Origin of the sequence: Colwellia sp. (genome assembly GCF_013215345.1) — a bacterium.
In the GTDB taxonomy this organism is placed as follows: Bacteria; Pseudomonadota; Gammaproteobacteria; order Enterobacterales; family Alteromonadaceae; genus Colwellia.
Map to the genome: position 1 here is coordinate 1 of NZ_JABSOV010000039.1, position 24,303 is coordinate 24,303.

Annotated in this window: 23 protein-coding genes and 1 tRNA gene; 14 read left to right on the forward strand and 10 right to left on the reverse strand. The window is 38.0% G+C overall.

Features of this window, described 5'->3' with window-relative positions; translation table 11 throughout:
- Both nrdA and ubiG read right to left on the reverse strand, forming a co-directional pair.
- On the reverse strand, positions 1-1,995 hold a 1,995-nt coding region (gene nrdA / locus HRT50_RS07975), incomplete at its 3' end, for a class 1a ribonucleoside-diphosphate reductase subunit alpha (RefSeq protein ID WP_291613175.1).
- Positions 1,996-2,541: 546 nt separating this feature from the next.
- Complete coding sequence (gene ubiG / locus HRT50_RS07980) at positions 2,542-3,282, reverse strand: bifunctional 2-polyprenyl-6-hydroxyphenol methylase/3-demethylubiquinol 3-O-methyltransferase UbiG (RefSeq protein ID WP_291613177.1); 741 nt, start codon at positions 3,280-3,282, stop codon at positions 2,542-2,544.
- A 314-nt stretch (positions 3,283-3,596) separates the two neighbouring features.
- Here ubiG and gyrA point away from each other — a divergent pair, with 314 nt between their 5' ends.
- From gyrA to pyrF, 9 genes are all read left to right on the forward strand, one after another.
- On the forward strand, positions 3,597-6,311 hold the full coding sequence (gene gyrA, locus HRT50_RS07985; protein ID WP_291613179.1) for a DNA topoisomerase (ATP-hydrolyzing) subunit A: 2,715 nt from the start codon (positions 3,597-3,599) through the stop codon (positions 6,309-6,311).
- 104 nt (positions 6,312-6,415) lie between these two features.
- Positions 6,416-7,501, forward strand: a complete 1,086-nt coding sequence (serC, locus tag HRT50_RS07990; RefSeq protein WP_291613181.1) for a 3-phosphoserine/phosphohydroxythreonine transaminase — start codon at positions 6,416-6,418, stop codon at positions 7,499-7,501.
- Between the two features lies 1 nt (position 7,502).
- A complete protein-coding gene (aroA, locus tag HRT50_RS07995) occupies positions 7,503-8,783 on the forward strand; it encodes a 3-phosphoshikimate 1-carboxyvinyltransferase (protein ID WP_291613183.1) in 1,281 nt (426 codons plus the stop codon).
- Positions 8,784-8,869: 86 nt separating this feature from the next.
- Positions 8,870-9,550 (forward strand): (d)CMP kinase, encoded by a 681-nt coding sequence (gene cmk / locus HRT50_RS08000; RefSeq protein ID WP_291613185.1) that lies wholly within the window; start codon positions 8,870-8,872, stop codon positions 9,548-9,550.
- 151 nt (positions 9,551-9,701) lie between these two features.
- On the forward strand, positions 9,702-11,363 hold the full coding sequence (rpsA, locus tag HRT50_RS08005) for a 30S ribosomal protein S1 (protein ID WP_291613226.1): 1,662 nt from the start codon (positions 9,702-9,704) through the stop codon (positions 11,361-11,363).
- A gap of 177 nt (positions 11,364-11,540) precedes the next feature.
- The gene (gene ihfB, locus HRT50_RS08010; RefSeq protein WP_057831144.1) at positions 11,541-11,828 is read left to right on the forward strand and encodes an integration host factor subunit beta; all 288 of its coding nucleotides are present in this window, start codon (positions 11,541-11,543) and stop codon (positions 11,826-11,828) included.
- A gap of 87 nt (positions 11,829-11,915) precedes the next feature.
- Positions 11,916-12,161, forward strand: a complete 246-nt coding sequence (locus HRT50_RS08015; protein WP_291613189.1) for a lipopolysaccharide assembly protein LapA domain-containing protein — start codon at positions 11,916-11,918, stop codon at positions 12,159-12,161.
- Positions 12,162-12,221: 60 nt separating this feature from the next.
- On the forward strand, positions 12,222-13,388 hold the full coding sequence (gene lapB / locus HRT50_RS08020; RefSeq protein WP_291613191.1) for a lipopolysaccharide assembly protein LapB: 1,167 nt from the start codon (positions 12,222-12,224) through the stop codon (positions 13,386-13,388).
- 234 nt (positions 13,389-13,622) lie between these two features.
- Positions 13,623-14,318: an orotidine-5'-phosphate decarboxylase gene (pyrF, locus tag HRT50_RS08025; RefSeq protein WP_291613193.1), complete on the forward strand. Its 696-nt coding sequence runs from the start codon at positions 13,623-13,625 to the stop codon at positions 14,316-14,318.
- Between the two features lie 101 nt (positions 14,319-14,419).
- On the opposite strand, the gene gap is transcribed toward pyrF, so the two are convergent.
- A complete protein-coding gene (gene gap, locus HRT50_RS08030) occupies positions 14,420-15,424 on the reverse strand; it encodes a type I glyceraldehyde-3-phosphate dehydrogenase (RefSeq protein ID WP_291613195.1) in 1,005 nt (334 codons plus the stop codon).
- A gap of 254 nt (positions 15,425-15,678) precedes the next feature.
- Here gap and gndA point away from each other — a divergent pair, with 254 nt between their 5' ends.
- Together gndA and msrB are read left to right on the forward strand one after the other, a co-directional pair.
- Positions 15,679-17,211, forward strand: coding sequence for an NADP-dependent phosphogluconate dehydrogenase (gndA, locus tag HRT50_RS08035; RefSeq protein ID WP_291613197.1), 1,533 nt, complete (start codon positions 15,679-15,681; stop codon positions 17,209-17,211).
- Positions 17,212-17,275: 64 nt separating this feature from the next.
- Positions 17,276-17,653, forward strand: a complete 378-nt coding sequence (msrB, locus tag HRT50_RS08040; RefSeq protein WP_291613199.1) for a peptide-methionine (R)-S-oxide reductase MsrB — start codon at positions 17,276-17,278, stop codon at positions 17,651-17,653.
- 91 nt (positions 17,654-17,744) lie between these two features.
- Here the strand turns inward: msrB and HRT50_RS08045 are convergent, their stop codons facing one another.
- Positions 17,745-18,584 (reverse strand): DUF2989 domain-containing protein, encoded by an 840-nt coding sequence (locus HRT50_RS08045; RefSeq protein ID WP_291613200.1) that lies wholly within the window; start codon positions 18,582-18,584, stop codon positions 17,745-17,747.
- Between the two features lie 153 nt (positions 18,585-18,737).
- Between HRT50_RS08045 and HRT50_RS08050 the strand changes: the two genes are divergently transcribed.
- Together HRT50_RS08050 and HRT50_RS08055 are read left to right on the forward strand one after the other, a co-directional pair.
- Positions 18,738-20,189, forward strand: coding sequence for a glyceraldehyde-3-phosphate dehydrogenase (locus tag HRT50_RS08050; RefSeq protein WP_291613203.1), 1,452 nt, complete (start codon positions 18,738-18,740; stop codon positions 20,187-20,189).
- A 167-nt stretch (positions 20,190-20,356) separates the two neighbouring features.
- Positions 20,357-20,554 (forward strand): hypothetical protein, encoded by a 198-nt coding sequence (locus HRT50_RS08055; protein WP_291613205.1) that lies wholly within the window; start codon positions 20,357-20,359, stop codon positions 20,552-20,554.
- Positions 20,555-20,600: 46 nt separating this feature from the next.
- On the opposite strand, the gene HRT50_RS08060 is transcribed toward HRT50_RS08055, so the two are convergent.
- The 6 genes from HRT50_RS08060 to HRT50_RS08085 all read right to left on the reverse strand — a co-directional run bounded on the left by HRT50_RS08060 (position 20,601) and on the right by HRT50_RS08085 (position 23,713).
- Positions 20,601-20,939, reverse strand: coding sequence for a TusE/DsrC/DsvC family sulfur relay protein (locus tag HRT50_RS08060; RefSeq protein ID WP_291613207.1), 339 nt, complete (start codon positions 20,937-20,939; stop codon positions 20,601-20,603).
- Positions 20,930-21,226, reverse strand: coding sequence for a sulfurtransferase complex subunit TusB (gene tusB / locus HRT50_RS08065; RefSeq protein WP_291613209.1), 297 nt, complete (start codon positions 21,224-21,226; stop codon positions 20,930-20,932). Before tusB ends, HRT50_RS08060 begins: the two co-directional genes overlap by 10 nt.
- 42 nt (positions 21,227-21,268) lie before the next feature.
- The gene (gene tusC / locus HRT50_RS08070) at positions 21,269-21,664 is read right to left on the reverse strand and encodes a sulfurtransferase complex subunit TusC (protein ID WP_291613211.1); all 396 of its coding nucleotides are present in this window, start codon (positions 21,662-21,664) and stop codon (positions 21,269-21,271) included.
- A complete protein-coding gene (tusD, locus tag HRT50_RS08075; RefSeq protein ID WP_291613213.1) occupies positions 21,664-22,032 on the reverse strand; it encodes a sulfurtransferase complex subunit TusD in 369 nt (122 codons plus the stop codon). The genes tusC and tusD overlap by 1 nt, the downstream gene beginning before the upstream one ends.
- Positions 22,033-22,174: 142 nt before the next feature.
- Positions 22,175-22,843, reverse strand: a complete 669-nt coding sequence (locus HRT50_RS08080) for a Bax inhibitor-1/YccA family protein (protein WP_291613215.1) — start codon at positions 22,841-22,843, stop codon at positions 22,175-22,177.
- A 252-nt stretch (positions 22,844-23,095) separates the two neighbouring features.
- Positions 23,096-23,713 carry a DNA-3-methyladenine glycosylase I gene (locus HRT50_RS08085; protein ID WP_291613217.1) on the reverse strand — a complete coding sequence of 206 codons (618 nt, stop codon included), beginning with the start codon at positions 23,711-23,713 and terminating at the stop codon, positions 23,096-23,098.
- A 183-nt stretch (positions 23,714-23,896) separates the two neighbouring features.
- On the opposite strand from HRT50_RS08085, the gene HRT50_RS08090 reads away from it, so the two are divergent.
- Positions 23,897-23,987 (forward strand) — tRNA-Ser (locus tag HRT50_RS08090).
- Positions 23,988-24,303 lie beyond the last annotated feature (316 nt).

Below are 24,303 nucleotides of genomic sequence, written 5' to 3' on the forward strand. Positions count from 1 at the left end.
GTTATTTTTTAAATGTTGATATCCGGGTACTATCTGTTTCAAAGGCCCCTTTTTCGACTTCTTAATGGACAGGTATCCTCTAGGTGGTTCAATTCCATTTGTGGCATTTGACACAACGGAACTGCTCTCCGATGGCATTTGTGCGGACAAAGTTGAGTTCCTGACTCCATATTCCAATACCTCTTCCCGTAAAGACTCCCAATCAAGTAATAGGTCATTTGGTACTATCTCATCAACATCTTTCTTATATGTATCAATGGGCAATATACCTTGGCTTAGGCGAGTTTCATGAAATTTAGGACAAGCACCTTGCTCTTTAGCTAATTCATTTGACGCTTTTAATAAATAAAACTGAATGGCTTCAAAGGTACGATGGGTTAAGTTATTCGCGCTGCCATTTGAATAATAAAGACCATTTTTCGCTAGGTAATAAGCATAATTAATAACACCTATACCAAGAGTTCTTCTTGCCATGCTGGCACTTTTTGCAGCAGCAAGGGGATAATCTTGATAATCTAATAAACAATCTAAGGCGCGAACGGCTAGATCAGCTAAACCCTCTAACTCATCTAATGAATCGATAACGCCTAAGTTAAATGCTGACAGTGTACAAAGTGCTACTTCACCATTTTCATCGTTAATGTCATTCATTGGTTTAGTAGGTAAGGCAATTTCTAAACACAAGTTACTTTGACGAATAGCGGCTTTACTTGGCTCAAACGGACTATGAGTATTACAGTGATCGACGTTTTGCAAATATATACGACCCGTGCTGGCACGTTCTTGAGCAAACAAGGTAAATAACTCTATTGCTTTAATACGTTTTTTACGAATCGAGTCATCGTTCTCATATTGCACATATAAGCGATCAAATTTTTCTTGGTCTTCAAAGAAAGCATCGTATAGTCCAGGAACATCACTTGGGCTAAATAGGGTAATATGGCCACCTTTAATTAAGCGTTGGTACATCAGCTTATTAAATTGCACACCATAGTCTAAATGGCGAACACGGTTTTCTTCTACACCACGGTTATTTTTAAGTACCAGTAAACTTTCAACTTCCAAGTGCCACAAAGGATAAAACAATGTAGCTGCACCACCACGTACACCACCTTGTGAACAACTTTTTACCGCTGTTTGAAAGTGCTTGAAAAAGGGAATACAACCGGTATGAAATGCTTCACCGTTTCTAATGGTACTGCCTAATGCTCTAATTCGACCAGCATTAACACCAATACCAGCTCGTTGCGATACATATTTAACGATGGCGCTTGATGTGGCATTAATTGAGTCTAAGCTATCACCACATTCAATCAGAACACAAGATGAGAATTGACGTGTTGGTGTACGAACACCAGCCATAATCGGTGTTGGCAATGAAATTTTAAAACTTGAAATAGCGTGGTAAAAATCTTCTACATAACGCAAGCGGGTCTTGCTTGGGTATTTAGCAAACAAACAGGCAGCAACTAAAATATAAAGAAATTGAGCACTCTCATATATTTCACCGGTAACTCTATTTTGAACTAGATACTTACCTTCAAGTTGTTTAACTGCCGCATAGCTAAAGTTAAGGTCACGAGTGTGATCCATAAAGCTTGCCATATGCTCAAAGTCATCTTGACTATAATCAGCTAATAAGTGCTGATCATATTTACCCGCTTCAACTAACTTAACTACGTGATCATAAAGGGCTGGCGGCTCAAATTGACCGTAGGCTTTTTTACGTAAATGGAACACAGCTAAGCGAGCAGATAAATACTGGTAATCTGGCGTTTCTTCAGAGATCAAGTCAGCAGCCGATTTAATAATAGTCTCATGAATATCGGCAGTTTTGATTCCGTCATAAAACTGAATGTGAGACTTTAATTCTACTTGAGATACGGAGACATTTTCTAACCCTGCTGCTGCCCAAGCGATAACACGGTGAATTTTTTCTAAATCAATGGCTTCTTTCTCACCATTTCGTTTAGTTACAAAGAGGTTGTTATTCATGTAATTCCTGCAAAGAGATTATTGTTATTGTTTATTTATCGTCCCTAATAAAAAGGGTCTAAAACTTCCCTAATAAAAAAGCCCACACACGTCTTAGCAATCAGTGCCTAAAACGTAGTATTAAAAAATAACAACTGAGCATCGAATGCACAATATCTAGGGTTTTTTATAATTCCAAACACAAGATAATGAGGTTTGACCACTTTTGCAAGCGATAAAATAAGTTGATCTTTACCTTTTTAATGACCCGAAATCTAGGGTTAGTGTTGACTAACCTAGCAAGACTTTTTCATTTTGGAATTTGCTAAAAGCAACGATTATTTTCGTTATTTTACTCTCAACTGAATTATATAAATTATTTTTAATGAAAATCTATACTCGCTATAGTGATTTAATCTAAGATGAAAAAAAACCATTTATTACAATTGCTTAGCGGTAATATGGTAGGGTAGTTTAATGTTTGAACAACTTGGCTATTAATACAACACTCTTATTCCTCAACTTGAGCATACAAAATGTTAACTGGATATGATTTTGTGCTAACAATTAAAGCTTACGACAACATAAGATATAATTAACATCAAGAGAGTCTATTAACTTGTGATTTTCTGTCAGCGGGTTGAAGTGAATACCACTGGCATCAATGCACTTTAATTCATGAGACTCAGCCCAGCCAATGAGTTGTGAAGGGCGAATAAACTTATCATGATCATGGGTACCGTCAGGGACGAGTTTGAAGATTTTTTCTGCTGCTACTATGGCCAGCAAGTAAGATTTGATATTTTTATTAAGGGTGGAAAAGAATACCAAACCACCCGATTTAACTAATGCAGCACACGCTTGAATGACAGATTCAGGGTCTGGTACATGTTCCAGCATTTCCATGCAGGTAACCACATCAAAATGGCCAGTAGATTCTAGCGCTTTCTCTTCTGCGGTAATTTTCTGGTAATTAATAGCTAAGCCTGTTTCTAACGCGTGTAGTTTAGCAACATTTAAGGGTTCAGTACCCATATCTATACCCGTTACCTCAGCGCCTAACTTTGCTAATGATTCAGATAATATGCCACCACCACAGCCTACATCTATTACTTGCTTATCAAATACACCATTATTTGAATGAGTGTCGATATCTTGCTGGGCAATATGTTGACATATAAATTGCACTCTTAATGGGTTGATTTGATGTAACGGTTTAAAGTCACCACTGAGATCCCACCACTGGCTGGCAATTTTTTCAAATTTTTCGATTTCTTTTTCATTTACGTTAAGAGATTTGGCTGACATATCTTTTTATACTTAAAGTTAATTATCAATGATTAGATTCTAAACGAAAGTTATTTTTAAACAAAGGGTATAGATCAAATTGAGGCTTATTCGGTGCTTTTTTAAGCGGTTCATTACCCCTAAAAAAAGCTTTAAATAAAGCGGTATGGCATCAAACATTTTAATGCTAGTATGCTGCGTTGATCACTATTATTAGTATCTATTAGATAACAATAAAAATCTTTAAAATACCGTTTATACAATACTAGAAAGTAGCCTTGCTATATGAGTAGTATTGTTAAGCAAAAGAATTAGTTAAGGGATACCATCGATTTATGTCCGATCTGGCCAAACAAATAGTTCCAGTAAATATTGAAGATGAACTAAAAACCTCCTATTTAGATTATGCTATGAGCGTAATAGTTGGGCGTGCATTGCCTGATGTTCGTGATGGTTTAAAGCCTGTACATCGTAGGGTTTTATTTGCCATGGATGTCTTAGGCAATGATTGGAACAAAGCCTACAAGAAATCAGCCCGTGTGGTTGGTGATGTAATCGGTAAATATCACCCCCATGGTGATACAGCTGTTTACGATACCATCGTTCGTATGGCGCAACCATTCTCATTACGTTACATGCTGATAGACGGCCAGGGTAACTTTGGTTCTGTTGATGGTGATAGTGCAGCCGCAATGCGTTATACCGAAATTCGCATGTCTAAAATTGCCCATTCTATTCTCGCCGATTTAGATAAAGAAACCGTTGATTTTGTGCCTAACTATGATGGTACAGAACATATTCCAGTCGTTATGCCAACGCGTGTACCTAACTTATTAGTGAATGGTACCTCGGGTATTGCTGTTGGTATGGCAACGAATATTCCTCCGCATAATTTAACTGAAGTCATTAATGCTTGTTTAGCGCTTATTGAAAACAGTGAATTAACGTTTGAAGAAATATTAGAACATATCCCAGGACCTGACTTTCCAACAGCAGGTATTATTAGCGGTCGTGCAGGTATTGAAGAAGCGTACCGAACGGGTCGCGGTAAAATAAAAATTCGTGCACGTGCAAGTATCGATGTACATGAAACCACGGGTAAAGAAACAATAATAGTCCACGAACTACCTTATCAAGTAAACAAAGCACGTTTAATTGAAAAAATGGCTGAGCTTGTTAAAGACAAACGTCTTGAAGGTATTTCTGCGCTACGTGATGAGTCTGATAAAGATGGCATGCGTATGGTTATTGAGATCAAGCGCGGTGAAGTGGGTGAAGTTGTTTTAAATAACTTATACAAACTGACGCAAATGCAGGTTTCTTTTGGTTTAAATATGGTGGCATTAACCAATGGCCAACCTAAAATATTTAATATCAAAGAGATGTTAGAAGCTTTTGTATTACATCGCCGTGAGGTTGTAACCCGCAGAACTATTTTCGAACTGAAAAAAGCACGCGAACGTGCTCATATTTTAGAAGGTTTATCGATTGCCTTAGTCAATATTGATCCGATCATTGAATTGATTAAAGCTTCGAACAACCGAAAGGAATCAGAGGAAAAACTAATTGCTCAAGGTTGGTCATTAGGTACTGTTGCCAACATGCTTAGCGAAGCAGGTAATGATGCCGCACGTCCTGAATGGTTAGAACCAGAGTATGGTATTCGTGATGGTTTATATTACTTAACCGCAGAGCAAGCAAAAGCCATTGTGGACTTACAGTTATACAAACTATCTGGCATGGAACACGATAAAATTCTAAGCGAGTACAAAGCGTTATTAGACCTGATTGCCGAGTTATTGCATATCTTAGTGACGCCTGCTCGTTTAATGGAAGTTATTTGTGAAGAGCTTATTGCTATTCGTGAAGAGTTTGGTGATGAACGCCGCACTGAAATTACTAATGCTTCCCATGATTTATCTTTAGAAGACTTAATTACTGAAGAAGATGTTGTCGTGACCTTATCACATGAAGGTTATGTTAAATATCAAGTGTTAAGTGACTACGAAGCTCAGCGTCGTGGTGGTAAAGGTAAAGCGGCGACTAAGATGAAAGAAGAAGATTTCATCGAACGTTTATTGGTTGCTAATACTCATGACACCATATTATGTTTCTCAGACCGTGGTAAATTATACTGGTTGAAAGTGTACCAATTACCATTAGCGAGTCGTACCGCTCGTGGTCGTCCTATCGTAAATATTTTACCGCTTGAAAGTGATGAGCGCATTACGGCTATATTACCAGTACGTGAATATGCTGATGATAAGTATATTGTTATGGCAACAGCCTCTGGTACGGTGAAGAAAACCCGTTTAGATGCATACTCTAATCAGCGTGCTAACGGCATCATAGCTTTAAACCTTCGCGACGATGACACCTTAATTGGTGTTGATATTACCGATGGCAATAACGATATTATGTTGTTCTCTGATGCCGGTAAAGTTGTCCGTTTCAATGAGAAAGTACGTGACAGTGAAACAGGTGAAATCAAGCTTGATCCAGAAACAGGCGAACAACGATGGGCATTAAAACCTATTGGTCGTACCGGTACTGGTGTTCGTGGTATGAAGCTTGACGGAGATCAAAAAGTTGTTTCGCTTATTGTCCCTAAAAATGATGGCCCTATCTTAACTATTACTGAAAATGGTTTTGGTAAGCGAACTGACTTAGCCGAATATCCGGCTAAGAGTAGAGCAACCAAAGGTGTTGTTTCTATCAAGGTTAGCGAACGGAATGGTAAAGTCGTTGGCGCGGTGCAAGTTGAAGAACTTGATGAGATCATGCTAATTACTGATAACGGTACTTTAGTACGTACTCGCGTTAATGAGGTGAGTGTTATCGGTCGTAATACTCAAGGGGTACGACTAATTCGTACTGCTGATGATGAGCATGTGGTTGCACTACAACGTATTGATGAAATTGAGGAGCCAGAACAACTTGAAGAAGTTGCAGAGGGTGACGAGGTCGTTGAAACAAGTAGTGATCATAATCCCGAGCATAGTGCGCAACAGGATGATGCTGATAGCACACGAGACGACACTCAAGAGTAGTTGTTGAAGTAATACTTAAAAGGGCGGCTAATAACCGCCTTTTTTAATGTGATTTTATTAATAAAAATAGTATTTAAATAGTAGTTAAGAGATTAGGAAGGATTATGTCTGAAGTTTTTAATTTTTGCGCTGGCCCGGCGATGTTACCGACAGCGGTAATGGCAAAAGCACAACAAGAGTTTACTAATTGGCAAGATACAGGAAGCTCTGTGATGGAGCTTAGTCACCGCAGTGGTATCTACATGGCCATGGCTAAAAAAGCAGAAACAGACTTACGTGAGCTAATGTCTATTCCTGATAATTATCAAGTACTGTTTTGTCATGGCGGCGGACGAGGACAATTTTCTGCTGTCCCGCTTAACTTATTACCTCAGGGTAAGTCTGCTGATTACATTGTCTCTGGCTCTTGGTCAAAAGCTGCTGTTGCTGAAGCAAAAAACTTTGGTGACGTAAATGTTATTAACATTAATCAAGACACAAATGGTAACTCCAGCCTTTTAGCTAGTTCAGATTGGCCACTCAACCCTGATGCCGCTTATGTACATTATTGTCCAAATGAAACGGTTAATGGTCTAGAAATAAATACCATTCCAGAAACCAATGGCGTGCCTATAGTTGCTGATATGTCTTCTACTATTTTATCCCATGAAATAGATGTTAGTAAATTTGGCTTGATCTACGCGGGTGCACAAAAAAATATTGGTCCGTCTGGTTTAACCATTGTTATTGTTCGAGAAGACTTACTTGGTCATGCTCAAGTCGCCACGCCTTGTATTATGAATTATAAAACCGCTGCAGATAATGACTCTATGTATAACACCCCGCCAACGTATGCTTGGTATCTTGCCGGTCTAGTCTTTGAGTGGCTCAAAGATTTAGGCGGTGTTAAGGAAATTGCTAAAGTAAATCAGGTGAAAGCTGAGCTACTATATCAAGCGATTGATAATAGCGAACTATACCTTAATCACATTGAAAGTCAGTATCGTAGTAAAATGAATATTCCTTTTTGGTTAAAAGATGACAGCTTAAATGAGAAGTTTTTAACTGAATCTGAAGCTGCGGGTTTAACGGCACTTAAAGGCCATAGAATTGTTGGTGGTATGCGTGCAAGTATATATAACGCTATGCCACTTGCAGGTGTACAAGCACTCATTGAGTTTATGCAACAATTTGAAAAGAGGAATCGGTAAAGTGGAGCAATTAACCTTAAATCCAATAAATAAAATTAATGGCGAGATTTTTTTACCTGGCTCTAAGAGTTTATCTAATCGCGCATTGTTAATCGCGGCATTAGCTAAAGGTAAAACTAAAATCACTAATTTATTAGTGAGTGATGACATTAACTATATGCTAAATGCCTTAAAAAGCCTTGGTGTTGAATATGCGTTAAGTGATTGTGGCACAGAATGTACTGTTGTTGGCAATAATGGTTTTTTTAAAACTAAAGAGCCGTTGGAGCTATACTTAGGTAATGCAGGTACTGCGATGCGCCCATTGTGCGCTGCACTGGCGGCGAGTGAAGGTGAATTCATCTTAACTGGCGAAGAAAGAATGAAAGAGCGCCCAATAGGTCATTTAGTTGATGCCTTAGCGCAGCTTGGCAGCGATATAGAATACTTGGAAAACAAAGATTACCCACCGCTAAGAATTAAAGGAAAAGCGTTAACTGGCAATACTGTGACTATTGATGGTTCTATCTCGAGTCAGTTTTTAACTTCCATATTAATAATTGCCCCTTTGTTAACTACAGATACCAATATTGAAATTGAAGGTGAATTAGTCTCAAAGCCTTATATTGATATCACCCTTGATATTATGCATAGATTTGGTATCAATGTTCAAAATAATGATTATACGTCCTTTACCGTTAGCGGTAACCAGTCATACCAAGCGCTAGAAAAATATATGGTGGAGGGTGATGCATCATCTGCATCATACTTTTTAGCCGCTGGTGCTATTAAAGGTGGCGAAATTACCGTGCATGGAGTGGGTAAGTTGAGTGTTCAAGGAGATAAACACTTTGCTGATGTGCTTGAAAAAATGGGTGCTGATGTTCATTGGAAGGATGAGTCCATTACTGTTGTGGGTAAGCCGTTGACTGCGGTTGATATGGACATGAATCATATCCCTGATGCAGCAATGACTATTGCAACTACGGCTCTATTTGCTACGGGTACAACGACCATTCGAAATATCTATAACTGGCGAGTTAAAGAAACTGATCGACTATTCGCCATGGCTACTGAACTAAGAAAGGTTGGAGCAGAAGTTGTTGAAGGTGAAGATTATATTTCAATTACGCCACCAAAAGCACTGAAACATGCAGAAATTGATACCTATAACGATCATAGAATAGCGATGTGTTTCTCTCTTGTTGCTTTAAGTGATACAGCGGTGACAATTAACGACCCTAAATGTACGGCTAAAACATTTCCTGATTATTTTGAGAAGTTAGCCCAAGTCTCTTGCTAATAATTGTAAAGAATAATGTTTTTACGCGATTTTACGCTATAAATCCCGTATAATTTCGCCGATTTTCGATGTTAGGATAAAAATTTATGCAGGAAAGCACTCCAGTAATTACTATAGACGGCCCAAGTGGCGCTGGTAAAGGAACCGTTGCTAGGATAGTCGCGGATCAGTTAGGTTGGCATTTGCTAGATAGCGGTGCTATTTATCGCGTGCTAGCGGTGGCAATTCAGCACCATCAGCTTTCATTAGATGATGAAGAGCCGCTTGTCCCTATGGCCGCTCATTTAGACGTGCAATTTGAAATTAATAGTCAAGGTGAAGCGAAAGTTATTTTAGAAGGCGAGAACGTTACCGATATCATCCGTACGGAAGAAATTGGTGAGTTAGCTTCAAAAGTAGCCGCATTTCCACGAGTTAGAGAAGCCTTATTACGTAGACAACGCGCATTCAGTGTCAGTCCTGGTTTAATTGCTGATGGTCGAGACATGGGCACTGTTGTTTTCCCGCAAGCCGAAGTAAAAATATTTTTAACTGCCAGCGCAGAAGAACGCGCACAAAGAAGGTTTAATCAGTTGAAAGAAAAGGGGATAGATGTTAATATCGGTCGCCTTTTGAATGACATACGTCAACGAGATGAGCGAGATCAAAACCGCAAGGTAGCTCCACTTATTCCGGCAGAGGGTGCGTTAACTATTGATTCTACTGAGCTTTCCATTACGGAAGTGGTCAATGAAATCCTTATGTTTGCCAATGGCAAGTTAACGTAAAACAACCAGCTTTAAGTTAGCTAAATTATTAATAGCTGCTAGCCTTAAAGAACTTTTATTTGAAAGCCTACTGTATGGATGCACTGGGCATACTTAACCACCCCATGAAACATTGACGTTGACTGGATTAATAGCTGAGTTATTACAAGTTATGATGGAAAATTTTGCAGAACTTTTTGAAGAAAGTTTAAAAGAAATCGAAACACGCCCTGGTTCAATTATCAAGGGTACAATCGTAGCCATTAACAAAGACAATGTTATTGTTGATGCTGGCCTTAAATCTGAGAGTGTTATCTCAATTGATCAATTTAAAAACGCTGCTGGTGAACTTGAAGTAGTTGTTGGTGATGAGATTGACGTAGCTCTAGATGCAACTGATGATGGTTTCGGTGAAACTATTTTATCTCGTGAAAAAGCTAAACGTCACGAAGCATGGCAAGTGCTTGAAAAAGCCTACGAAGAAAAAGAAACTGTTATCGGTGTTATCAACGGTAAAGTTAAAGGTGGTTTCACTGTTGAAGTTAGCAATATCCGTGCTTTCTTACCAGGTTCATTAGTAGATGTTCGTCCAGTACGTGACACTGCTCACCTTGAAGGTAAAGATTTAGAATTCAAAGTTATTAAGCTTGATCAAAAGCGTAATAACGTAGTTGTTTCACGTCGTGCTGTAATTGAAGCTGAAGGCAGTGCAGAACGTGATGAATTACTTGAATCATTAGCCGAAGGCCAAGAAGTTAAAGGTATCGTTAAGAACCTTACTGACTACGGCGCATTCGTTGATTTAGGCGGCATTGATGGTTTATTACATATCACAGATATGGCTTGGAAACGTGTTAAACACACAAGTGAAATCGTAAATGTTGGTGATGAAATTCAAGTTAAAGTATTGAAATTCGACCGTGAGCGTACTCGTGTATCTCTAGGTATGAAGCAGTTAGGCGAAGATCCATGGGTAGCAATTGCTAACCGTTACCCAGAAGGTTCTAAACTTTCTGGTCGCGTAACTAACTTAACTGACTACGGTTGTTTTGTTGAAATCCAAGAAGGCGTTGAAGGTTTAGTTCACGTTTCTGAAATGGATTGGACTAACAAAAACATCCACCCATCTAAAGTTGTTAACTTAGGTGACTCTGTTGAAGTTCTAGTACTAGAAATTGACGAAGAACGTCGTCGTATTTCTTTAGGTCTTAAACAGTGTATTGCTAACCCTTGGGAAGAGTTTGCTAAAAACTTCAACAAAGGCGACAAAGTATCAGGTAAGATCAAGTCAATTACTGACTTTGGTATCTTCATCGGTCTTGACGGCGGCATTGACGGTTTAGTTCACTTATCTGATATTTCATGGGCTGGTGGCGAAGAAGCCGTTCGTGATTATAAGAAAGGCGACGAAATCGATGCAATCGTTCTTCAAGTTGACCCAGAACGTGAGCGTATCTCGTTAGGCGTTAAACAAGCTGAAGACGACCCGTTCAATATGTATCTGACAGATAAGAAAAAAGGTGCTATTGTTACTGGTAAGGTAACTGCAGTTGATGCTAAAGGCGCAACTATTGAGTTAGCTGAAAGTGTTGAAGGTTACCTACGTGTTGGCGACATTTCTGTAGAACGTATCGAAGATGCATCTGCAGTATTAAAAGTCGGTGACGACGTTGAAGCTAAGTTTATGGGTGTGGATCGTAAGAACCGTACTATTAGCTTATCTATCAAAGCAAAAGATCAAGCTGATGAACGTGAAGCAATGGATAACCTAAATCAAGTTGAAGAAACTGGTTTAAGTGCTATGGCTGCAGCGTTTAAAAACGCTAAAAACTAATATTCCTTAACCGGAAATAGTTTTACTTTGCAATGGTGCTGTAATTATTACAGCAAGTGAAAAGAGTATTTATCACTATCGTGGTGATACTCTTTTCTTATTTTAAACGCCATCGGCGGAGCCAATTTTTACGATTAGTAAAGTTGCGCGGTGCTAGGTAAATACTGAGGGTCGAGCATGACTAAGTCAGAACTTATTGAAAAATTAGCCGATAAATTAAGTCATTTATCCGCTAAAGACGTGGAAAAATCGATTAAAGAAATCTTAGAATTAATGGCGCAATCTTTATCAAAAGGTGAGCGCATTGAAATTCGAGGTTTTGGTAGTTTTTCATTGCATTATCGCGCACCTAGAGTTGGAAGAAATCCAAAAACGGGTGAGTCTGTTGAGTTAAGTGGAAAATACGTTCCTCACTTTAAGCCTGGTAAAGAGTTACGTGAAAGAGTTAATCTTTCAGTAGCATAAATTGCAAAGCTAACTAAAAAATTAGATAATAAACGGCATGTTAACCATGTCGTTTTTTTTTGGCAAAATTTAATAAGGCAGAATAAAGTGCGATTATATATAACACTCTTTTTTATTTTAGTTTTACTCGCGCTAGCATTTATTTTTGGTAGCCAAAACCATCAGTTACTGACATTAAATTACTTAATTGCACGCACAGAATTAACTGTGGCTGCCGCGGTGAGTTTATTTACCGGCCTAGGTTTTTTATTAGGTTTATTGGTGACTATTGCTTGGCGTATTGTACGAAAAAGTAAAAAAGCACTGGCGAAAAACAAATCTCAAGAAGCATAGTGTTATTTGATTTAACACTGCACTTTCTTAATTTTCTATACACATGTCTCAAGAGCTCTAATGATTGAACTACTTTTTTTATTATTACCCGTTGCCATGGCTTATGGCTGGTTTATGGGCCGTAATAGCATTAAACAAAACCAACAAACGGCAAAACAAGACCTATCAATAAAATACTCAACGGGCTTAAATTACTTGCTATCTAACCAGCAAGATAAAGCCATTGATTCACTGCTTGATGCGCTAAAAGTTGAGGATGATAGTGTTGAAGCTCATTTTGCTATGGCAAATTTATTTCGTAAACGTGGCGAGTTAGATCGCGCCTTAAAAGTACATGAGCACCTAGTTAGGCTTAATCACCTACCGACTAAAGATAAACAACAAGCTGTGTTTGAGTTAGGCAAAGATTTTTTGAGTGCCGGCTTATATGATCGTGCGGAAACTATGTTTACCAAGTTATTAAAGTCGAAAGATTATGGCTTAAAATCGTTATCGTATTTATTGAAAATATTTCAATCAACAAAAGATTGGCAGCATGGCATAAATAGACAAAAATTAGTCGTAAAGCATAATGATAAACGCTTACTGCATACCTTAGCTAACTTCTACTGTGAATTAGCGACTACGGCTTTTGAACAAGATGAATTTATTGAAGTCATTGAGTTATTAGAGCAAGCACTTTTACTCGACCCTAATTCATGTCGTGCTAATTGGCTTATGGCCAAAATTTATGAAAATCATCAGCAATGTGAATTAGCTGCTAAATGTTATCAAGCTATTTACCATCAAGATAATGAGTTTTTTCCTGATGTGATTGAGCCCATGTTAGCTTGTTATACGCGATTGGATGCCTTAGAAGAATTCTATAGCTTTATTAAAAAGGTTTATGATGAAACTGCCAGCTCTGGCGCTTTAATTTGTTACCTGAGCTACGTAGAGCAAAAGCACAGCAAGAAAAAAGCCTTAGAATTTATCCTATCGGCGTTAAAGCGTAGGCCAACTATCCGTGGTTTTGAACATTTTGTTAATATGCAAATGACACAAACAGATGATGTTAACAATGCTAGTTTAGATTTAATTAAAGAGTTAATTGGTGAATATTTAAAAATAAAACACAGATATAGTTGCCGGAGTTGTGGTTTTAATAGCCAAATACACTATTGGTCATGCCCATCATGTCATGAGTGGGAACAATTAAAACCAGTGCGTGGTCTCGAAGGGGAATAATAATCCCTTTCTTTGTTATAAAACCCAAGAGCTACATCAAAAGTACTCACTGACTATCGTCAGCTCCGTGCCTTTTCTTTGCTCTTGCACTTTACAACGTTGAAACGAATCATTATTAGTTTTAATAACTAGCTTGAATTAAAGTTAGCTACTAATACTAAACTTATTGTCATTCCCGAACTTTCCATGTGAAGATATATCGGGAATCTATTGTTTTTAAGAATAGGAATTTCCATGAAAGATCCAAAAGTAGTAGTCGCCTTAGACTTTGACAAAAAACAAGATGCATTATCTTTTGTAGATAAGATAAACCCCGCCGATGCTCGATTGAAAGTTGGCAAGGAAATGTTTACGTATTATGGCCCTGAATTTGTTAAAACGCTAACCGGGAAGGGCTTTGATGTTTTTCTTGATCTTAAATTTCATGATATCCCTAACACGGTAGCAAAAGCCGTCACGGCTGCTGCCGATTTAGGTGTGTGGATGGTAAATGTTCATGCCAGTGGTGGTTGTCAAATGATGACTAAAGCTAAACAGGCATTAGATAATTACGGCAAAGATGCACCCTTATTAATTGCTGTTACTGTACTAACAAGTATGAATGAAGCAGATTTACGTGGTTTAGGCATCACTAAAACACCTGCGGAGCAAGTAGATTTTTTAGCGAGTTTAACAAAGCGAAGTGGTTTAGATGGCGTGGTTTGTTCTGCGTGGGAAGCTGAACAATTAAAAAGAGATCTAGGAAAAGAGTTTAAGTTGATAACCCCTGGCATAAGACCAGCTGGCTCAGCGGTGGATGATCAACAGCGTATAATGACACCTAAAGAAGCGATTGATATTGGTGTAGACTATTTGGTGATCGGTCGCCCAATTACTAAAGCAGATGATCCTCAACTGGTTTTACAACAAATCAATGCATCTATTCGTTAAACACTAGTGAGTTAGTCTTGCTAGAACGAATTAGAGGCAAAAAAAAGCTAGGTTATTTCCCTAGCTTTTTTGTTTAAACAACGTGGTAACTTACCGTACGTTTATTTTTCATATTGGTGAATAAAGGCAACTAAGTCTAGTACTTTGTTTGAGTAGCCAATTTCATTGTCATACCAAGAAACCACTTTCACGAAAGTATCTGTTAGTGAGATACCTGCTGTAGCATCAAACACAGAAGTACAGGTTTCACCGATAAAGTCATTAGAAACAACAGCATCTTCAGTGTAATCTAAAATACCTTTTAATTCGCCTTCAGCGGCAGCGCTCATTGCTTGACAAATTTCAGCGTAAGTTGCTGGTTTTTTCAAGTTAACCGTTAAATCAACCACTGATACATCTGGGGTTGGCACACGAAATGCCATACCGGTTAATTTACCATTTAATTCTGGTATAACTTTACCAACAGCTTTGGCTGCACCCGTTGATGAAGGAATAATATTTTGTCCTGCACCACGACCACCACGCCAATCTTTAGCTGAAGGGCTATCAACTGTTTTTTGTGTTGCTGTTGTTGCATGAATTGTAGTCATCAAGCCATCTTGGATGCCCCAATTATCATTGAGTACTTTAGCGATAGGGGCTAAACAGTTAGTTGTACATGAAGCATTTGAAACAATATCTTCGCCGTCATACTTATCTAAGTTAACACCGCAAACAAACATAGGTGTGTCATCTTTAGATGGCGCGCTTAATACAACTTGCTTAGCACCGGCAGTGATGTGTTTACGTGCTGTCTCATCAGTTAGGAATAAACCAGTAGACTCAACGACCACATCTACTTCAATATCATTCCATTTTAAATCTTCAGGGTTACGTTCAGCTGTTACTCGAATAACTTTATCATTAACAACTAACTGTCCGTCAATTACATCAACAGTGCCTTTAAAGCGACCGTGTGTTGAATCATATTTCAACATATAGGCCATGTACTCAATGTCCATTAAATCGTTAATACCAACAACTTCAATGTCATTACGCTCAGCAGCAGCTCTAAATACAAAACGGCCAATACGGCCAAAACCATTAATACCAACTCTAATTTTCATGGTGAACCTCTAAAATTCAATATGTAGTAAAATTACACCATTTTGAGATTATTACAAGATAAAGATAGCTATTATGACTAAATATTTCACAATTCACTCGTTGTTTTGTTTTAATTACCAAATTACTCATTTTTAGCTTAATTAATTGCGCATTTTGTACAATACTTTTGAAATAGCGTGATAGAATGCGCAAAATTTTGAATAATAGCAGTGAGCCTAGTCTCTCGACCTTATTTGACAGAGGATAAATATTTATGACACAAGATAAAATTTTGTGTGACATTGGCTTTATTGGCCTTGGTGTTATGGGTAAAAACCTAGTACTTAATTTAGCTGATAATGGTTTTAATATTGCAGCATTTGATTTAAGTGATGAAAAAGTTCAAGCGGTAATTGCTCAAGACGAAGTAGAGAATACTACCGGCACGCCACGTGTGTACGGTTGCTCTTCTTATACTGAGTTATTGTCGCAACTTAAAGCACCTCATTTAATTGTCTTAAGTGTCCCTGCGGGAGCGCCGGTTGACCAAGTATGTGAAAATCTTATTGGTGCCGGTATTCAGCCAGACGATATTATTATTGATACCGGTAACAGCTTGTGGCTTGATACGGTAGCTAGAGAAGAAAAGTACAAGAGTAATTTCTTGTTATTTTCTTCCGCCGTTTCAGGAGGCGAGGTTGGTGCACGTTTTGGCCCATCATTAATGCCAAGTGGCTCTCCTTATGCTTGGGCTCGTGTTAAACCTATCTGGGAAGCTATTGCCGCTAAAGTCGATGCAAAAACGGGTAAACCTCTCGAGCGTACCGAGCCAGGGCAAGTTATCACTGAAGGTGAGCCTTGTGCTGCTTATATTGGTCCAGCGGGAGCTGGCCATTACGTTAAAATGGTGCACAACGGCATAGAATATGCGGATATGCAAATCATCTGTGAAGCCTACCATGTGTTAAAGTCTGGCTTAAATCTAAGCGGTGATGAAATTGCTGATATTTTTTCTAAATGGAATGATGGCCCATTAGACAGTTACTTAATGGAAATATCTGTAGAAGTATTACGTCATAAATCATCGGATACTGATACACCGCTGGTTGAATTGATTTTAGATAAAGCTGGGCAAAAAGGCACTGGCCTTTGGACTGCAATGAGCAGTTTGGAAGTAGGGTGTCCAGCACCGACCATTGCTCAAGCGGTTTACGCGCGTTCTATCTCCTCATTTAAAGAACTCAGAACTCAAGCATCATCATTGCTTACGGGTCCGCAACAAGCACCTTTGACTGCAGCGGAGCAGGAAGAAGTTATTGAGCAACTACATGATGCTATGTATTGCGCTAAAATTTGTGCTTATGCTCAAGGTTTTCAATTGATGAAACTTGCAGCTAAAGAACATGGTTGGACGCTAGATTTTGCCAGTATTGCTAAAATTTGGCGTGCAGGTTGTATCATTCGAGCGGCATTTTTGCAGTCAATAATGAATGCTTATCAGCAGAATGAGAATTTAGATAACTTATTACTTGATGCGTATTTTGTTAAGGAACTTAATGATCGTCAACTAAATTGGCGTAAAGCTATTTGCTCTGCAACTATGCAAGGTGTACCGATTGGCGCTTTGTCTTCTTCACTTGCTTATTACGATTCCATGCGCAGTGAAACATTGCCCGCTAATTTGTTGCAAGCCCAACGAGACTTCTTTGGTGCCCATACTTTTGAGCGTATTGATAAAGCCTCAGGTAAAAAATATCATGTGCAATGGTCAACCAAGGAAAGAGAAACTATCCTTGTTGCGAGTTAATTCTCTAGTAAAGAGTTACTAGCTAACCTTTGACAGTTAATATTTTAAAGGTAGGGTTTAAATTATGAAAAATAATGATGATTATAAAAATAAACTAAGTGAAGATGCCTTTAAAGTTTGTCGGTTAGCGGCTACGGAACAACCTTTTAGTGGCATTTATAATGATCACTGGCAGCAAGGCACATATTATTGTGTCTGTTGTGAGCAATCTTTATTCACCAGTGAAAGTAAGTTCGATGCAGGTTGTGGTTGGCCGAGTTTTTTTGCTAATATTGCCAGCCAAGTTGCTTTCATTACTGACTACTCTCACGGAATGCAGCGGGTTGAGATTCAGTGTCAAAACTGTCAATCTCATCTCGGCCATGTTTTTGATGATGGTCCAAAACCTACGGGTAAACGCTATTGCGTTAACTCACTGAGTTTAAACTTCCAGCCTAAGTAAACTCCTGCTAAAGCCTTTACTCTTTTCTTCGGTAAGATTGAAGGCTTTATCTTCCCCGTCATACCAAGCCTTTTTTGATTAATAGCTATGGTTAGTAACTCGGGCTAACAAATTGTCCCGCTTCAATTTTCGCTAAAGTAGCCTTCGCGACTTTATCTAGAAAGTCTGCATCTAATGTGTTTACTCGCTGATAACTACTCAGACTAGTCTCAATCATTTCATTGGGTTTATCTTGTAAAAGCTGATAAGTGCGTAACCAAATATATGCTTGCTTATATTGTCTTTTCTTAGTGAAGATTGTGACAAGTGTTTGTACTATTTCAGTAGAGAGTTCAGTTCCTGGTTGGTGAAGCTCTAGGGCACGGTATAACAAACCTAAGGTTTTCTTACTGTCTCGTTTTATATAATACGTCGCTAAATGAAGCTGCGCGGTTGAATTTTCAAGAATCGGCGTTCCCTCTAGTTTTAAAAACTCCTGTAAAGCCAACTCGTTAGAGTTTCTTGACCAGTGATAATAAAGCAGGTGAGGGTGCTTAGAATTAACACTTTGCTCGGCCAATAGTGATAAGTTAACTTTTGCTTTTAATAAATTATTTTTTCTCAGCGTAGTTTTTTCTTTTAATTTAATGTGTTGGATCTGAGATGCTAGCGACATACATTTAATATAGCCTTCGTAAGCTACAAGTAGAGTGTATTTATCAGCATCAAGATTATTATTTTTGACATTAATTCGCGATAATGCGACTTCTATTCGTTGAGTTTTACACCAGCTATCGTGACCAAATTCATTACATATTTCTTCATTTTTATTACACAGTTGCACCAAATTAACACTGTCATTACAGCCATTAAGAGATAGCACTAGGATGATAGGCCAGCACTTGGCTACAGTGAAATGTTTTAGCAACTTTAGCTCTCGAAAATTAATCATAAAAATACCAAAAAGATTTTTGTAACCAGTAGAGAAATATTTCATACTGAATTACAATACGCCTCTGAATATATACCTAACTAGCTATTATCGACCCTAGCACACTATGATAATAGCCTATTGTTTAATTGACTGAAATAAAAGGTTTAAGTAATGACTTCTCATCTTGAGGAAAAATATCAAGCAAGCTGGCAAGAGCGTCAAACGTTCGCAGAAAATATGCAACCCATTATTGGACAGCTGTATCGCAACAAGGGCATTGAAATTTCAGTGTACGGACGTCAGTTATTAAACGCGTCTCCTATTGATATTATTAAAGCGCATAAGTCTGTTGCTCTACATGAAGAGAGTAAATTACGTTTACGTGAAAGCTTCCCTTTTATTGAAGCAATTAATAAAATGGACTTAGCACCAGCTCGCATCGATTTAGGTAAGCTTGCTTATAACTATTTATACCTTGGTAAAGCCAATGATCTATCTATTGAACAATATTTAGATAAAGAACTTACGGTAGAAAGCCGCGAAAATTCAGATCAAAAAAGCCAAGACGTAGTGCTTTATGGTTTTGGTCGTATTGGTCGTCTTTTAGCACGTCTATTAATCGAACGTGCCGGCCCAAATGCGAAGTTAAACCTTCGCGCTATCGTTTTACGTCCAAGTAAAGGCGGCGATGATCTAGAAAAACGTGCAAGTTTACTACGTCGTGATTCAGTTCATGGTGCTTTTAATGGCAGCATTACTATCGATAAAGAAAATAACGTAATTAAAGCCAACGGTGCTTTTATCAAAGTTATTTATGCAAAATCTCCAGCAGAAGTTGATTACACTGAATATGGTATCAATAACGCTTTAGTTGTTGATAACACAGGTATCTGGACTGATGAAGATGGTTTAGGCCAACATCTTAAATCTAAAGGTGTTGCTAAAGTCTTACTAACAGCCCCAGCTAAAGGCGATATCAAAAACATCGTTTATGGTGTTAACCACGATATGATTTTAGCTTCAGATAAAATGATCTCTGCGGCTAGTTGTACGACTAACGCCATTACACCAGTATTAAAAGCGATTAACGATGAATACGGTATTCGCAATGGTCATGTGGAAACTATCCATTCATATACAAATGATCAAAACCTAATTGATAATTACCATCCAGCGCCTCGTCGTGGTCGTAGTGCACCATTAAATATGGTTATCAGTACTACGGGTGCAGCAAAAGCAGTTGCTAAAGCATTACCTGAGCTTAAAGGTTTATTAACAGGTAACGCAATTCGTGTTCCTACGCCAAATGTTTCAATGGCTATCATGAACTTGAACCTGAAAAAATCAACTGATAAAGAAGCGTTAAATGATTATTTACGTAATATGTCATTAAACTCACCTTTACAAAATCAAATTGATTACACAGCATCTAGCGAAATCGTTTCTAGCGATTTAGTTGGTTCACGTTATGCCGGTGTTGTTGATTCACAAGCAACAATTGTTGATGGTGATCGTGCAGTATTATACGTTTGGTATGACAATGAATTTGGTTATAGCTGTCAAGTTGTGCAAGTGATGCTTGAAATGTCTGGAATTACGGTTCCGTCATTACCGCTAAAATAATAACTAGCGAAAGCTAAGTTAATAAAAAGGCGCATATTATTAATATAATATGCGCCTTTTTTTATCATCAAAACTCGTTTTAGTACTTATTCAACAATTAGTGCTTAAGTAATTAATGGGTTTGCCGATATAGATATATTGATAACTAACATATTGAGAGTAGGGCTATGTCTATCAGCTTAAATCAAAATACTTCTGTTGCAGCACAATCAACATCGGGTGCTGAATTACTTACTGCTGCTCTGGCTAAAAACAACCAAGTAGCGGAAGGAAAAATGGCGTTACAGCTCATTCAATCGGCAAGTATAAACAGTGTTCAAGCACCTACGGGTAACAGTGGCTTTAACGTGAATATTAAAGTATAAAAATTAACTTGTTGTATATTTTGTATTTAAGACAATATTACCAGTCTTAAATACAACGAGCAGGTTTTGGTAAACCCGCATATTTTGTCGCTTGCTTAGCGGGACCTTCAGGAAACAACTTATACAAATAACGACTGCTAGCCTTAGCTTCGCCAAACTCAGCTTTCATCGCTTTGGTTAATGCCCTGATAGCAGGAGAGGTGTTATAGGTGAGGTAAAACTGTCTGACAAAATCTATCACTTCCCAATGGGCATCTGTCAGCACAAAATCATCATGCTCAGCCATAACAAGCGCTAAGTCTTTCTGCCATAAAAGATGGTCAAGTAAATAACCTTGCTTATCTGTTGGAATAATTTTGTTTTGAAAAGTTAGTGCTATTGCCATGTGATCACTTTTTTATGGGTAAAGGTTAATTCAACAACATCGCCAATTTCAATAGCCTTGACCGCAGTTATGATTTCAATAGCTCTTGCTTGGGCATGACTGACAACTACATTGATATTAACTGAGCCATCAACTCGTTTGATTAAGCTATCCATCAACGGATGTTTAAGGTTATAGCAACCATCGTCCATTAATACTACAGAGTCTTGATGATCTAGCACGCTTAAACACTGGGCAAAGTCATTACTAGCAAAAGCCGATTGCCGAACTAAATGTAAAGTACTCATGTTTGTTTCCTTAAATAAAAATAAATATAAAGCCTAAAAACTCTAAAACCTTAGCACATGCTGATGACGGTTAAGTGCTGCACTAAACTCAATGCTAGATAATACTTTTACCTCATCAATATGAAAATTTTCATCAAGTTGACGATTGCTTAATGATTGCTGACAAACATAAATATCTTCAATATCATAAAATTCAAAAGCCGAAAATGTTTTTAAGTAATCTTTAATTGCAAGTAAGCTGCCATCTTGATCAGCAATTAACTGATAAACGCCATCACCTTGAAAAAAAAGCGAAACCTTTTGCTCAAATGAGCCAAATATTAATGCAATATCCAGGGCATCTTTCCCATGGGTGCTACTAAAAGGCGCTTTACTGTTAATAATGGCTAGGCCATTTGCTTGTGCGGATGAAGAGCTTTGTTGTTCTATTGAGATCATTAAAACTGTACCAAGCGTGAAGCTTTTGTTGTTAGTTCAACTAACTCACCTAAACCTGAGACAGTGAAAGCGTTATTTATTTTGTCATTGTCTATCGCATCACAAGCTATACCACGCTTTTCTGCAGCGGTAATGCAAATATGCAGGGGTAACTGATATTGCTGCTGTAGTCGTTGCCAGTGCGCAATAGCTTGGTATTCATCACTAGCAATACTAATGTCTTCATTGGCATGCATCACGCCATCTTGGTAAAAGAACACACCAATAACATTAATGCCAGCCACTAATGCCGCCTCGACATAAGTTAACGCGGTAATTGTTAAGTGGCTATAAGGGGGAGTAGTTATTACTACAGCAAGAGTTTTCACAACACATCCAAACTATAAATAGATAGAAAAGGCAATATAAGGGTAAAGAAGAATAAAAAAAACCCCGCAATTGCGAGGCTCTTTATTTGTAAAAGAGTATAAATGATTATAACTCTTTTTAAGACAAGTTTTTTAGTGTTAACTAATCATCGTTGCCTAATACACCTAATAACATAAGTAAGTGTACAAAAATGTTATAGATACTTAAGTATAATGAAATAGTTGCGCGAATATAGTTACGTTCGCCACCATTAATAATACGGCTAGTATCAAATAAGATTAAGCCAGACATAATCATAATGATTGCTGCACTGATAGCTAAAGAAAGCGCTGGAATTTGAAAGAAGATATTAGCAACCATTGCTACTAACGCCACAATCATACCTACCATTAAGAAGCCGCCCATAAATGAGAAGTCTTTTTTACTGGTTAGTGCATAACCTGAAAGTGCAAAAAATATTAATGCTGTGCCGCCAAGAGCTTGCATAATTAACGCGCCGCCACCAGGCATTGCCGCGTAAGCACTTAACATTGGCCCTAAAGAAGCGCCCATTAAACCGGTAAAAGCAAAAATCCAATAGATGCCGCTGGCTGAATCAGCTTTTTTGTTAACAACAAACATTAAACCAAAAGCCACTAACGTCATAACAAGCGCAGCACCGGATGGTAGGTTCATTGCCATTGAAATGCCTGCTGTTACGGCACTAAACGCTAGTGTCATAGATAACAACATGTAAGTATTTTTCAATACTTTATTAATTTCTATCGCCGAACTGTGGCTCGCCGTTTGAAAACCCATATTAGATTGCATAAAACTTCCTTAAGAATTTAATTCTAGTTATATAGATAAGGTCATTTTAGATAAGTTCAAGTTTTTACTCTTATTTAACTGAATAACTGACTTACACTAACTTAATTCCTTATGACATATTATGGCATGGTGATTTTTAAAATACTACGCTTTGCTTTGTTTAAAAGTGGCAATATTATGTTTTATTTTGTAACAAGGGATAATGCCATTTACCAATTCATTGTTTAACCTGCTAACCCAGAGGTAAGCTAGTTAACATTGCCGCCACTTTAGACCTAGAGCTTGGTAACCGTCAATAATCTCTTGTTTTCTTGTACAGTCATTACTATGGTCATTAATCAACCCCGAGGCTTGAAGGTGAGCATAGATAGTGGTTGAACCGACAAATTTGAAGCCCCGTTTTTTTAAATCCTTACTTAATTCATCTGAAATAGGGGAGGTAGCAGGATAATCACTAAGCTGATTTAGATTACTGACCTGTACCTTGTTATCAACAAATGCCCAAATATACTTTATAAAGCTACCAAACTCCTTTTGTATGGCAATAAAACACTTCGCATTATTAACGGTTGCGGCAATTTTACCTTTGTGACGAATAATACTAGCGTCGAGTACCAAGCGTTCTTCATCAGCAGAAGTATATTGAGCGACCTTATCAACATCAAAGTTTCCAAAGGCTTTTCTATAGCCATCACGTCGCTTTAAAATGGTATACCAACTTAACCCTGCTTGAGCGGATTCAAGTACTAGGTATTCGAACATCTTATTATCTTCAAGAACAGGCACGCCCCATTCTTCATCATGGTATTTAACATAGTCTAATTTCGTGGTGTCTAACCAAGGACAACGGCAGGTATGTTCAACTGTCATTAGGTAAATCCTTCTTTATATTATTTAAAGTGCTGAAAAACAAAGCAAACTGGCTATTATTTAGTAAACTAAGCAAAAAGAAGCGTAAATATTAAAATAGTGCTTTACAACTTATTAGAGAGACTTTAGTATTCGCCTCGTTCTCAAGCAAGCATTGTTTTAACCGCTTATTTGTTAACTTCAGGTGAGATGGCTGAGTGGTCGAAAGCACCGGTCTTGAAAACCGGCAAGGGTTTGTAGCCCTTCTAGAGTTCAAATCTCTATCTCACCGCCACATTCAGAAAAGGCGCTAATCGAAAGGTTAGCGCCTTTTTGCATTTAAAACGGTTAAAAATCGGCAAAGCGTTTGTAGCGCAATACCTTTAGCAGAGTTCAAATCTCTATCTCACTGCCACATTCAGAAAAGCCCGTTAGTCGAAAGATTAACGGTTTATTTTGCTTTCTGGTGTTTAATAATACTAAAGGGTTTGTAGCGCATCACCTTTAACAGAGTTCTAACCATTAGCTCACCGCCAGATTCTAAGAAACCGCAACTTTAATGAGTCGCGGTTTTTTTTCGTCTTGAGTTTAGTCGTAGAATTAAACAAAGC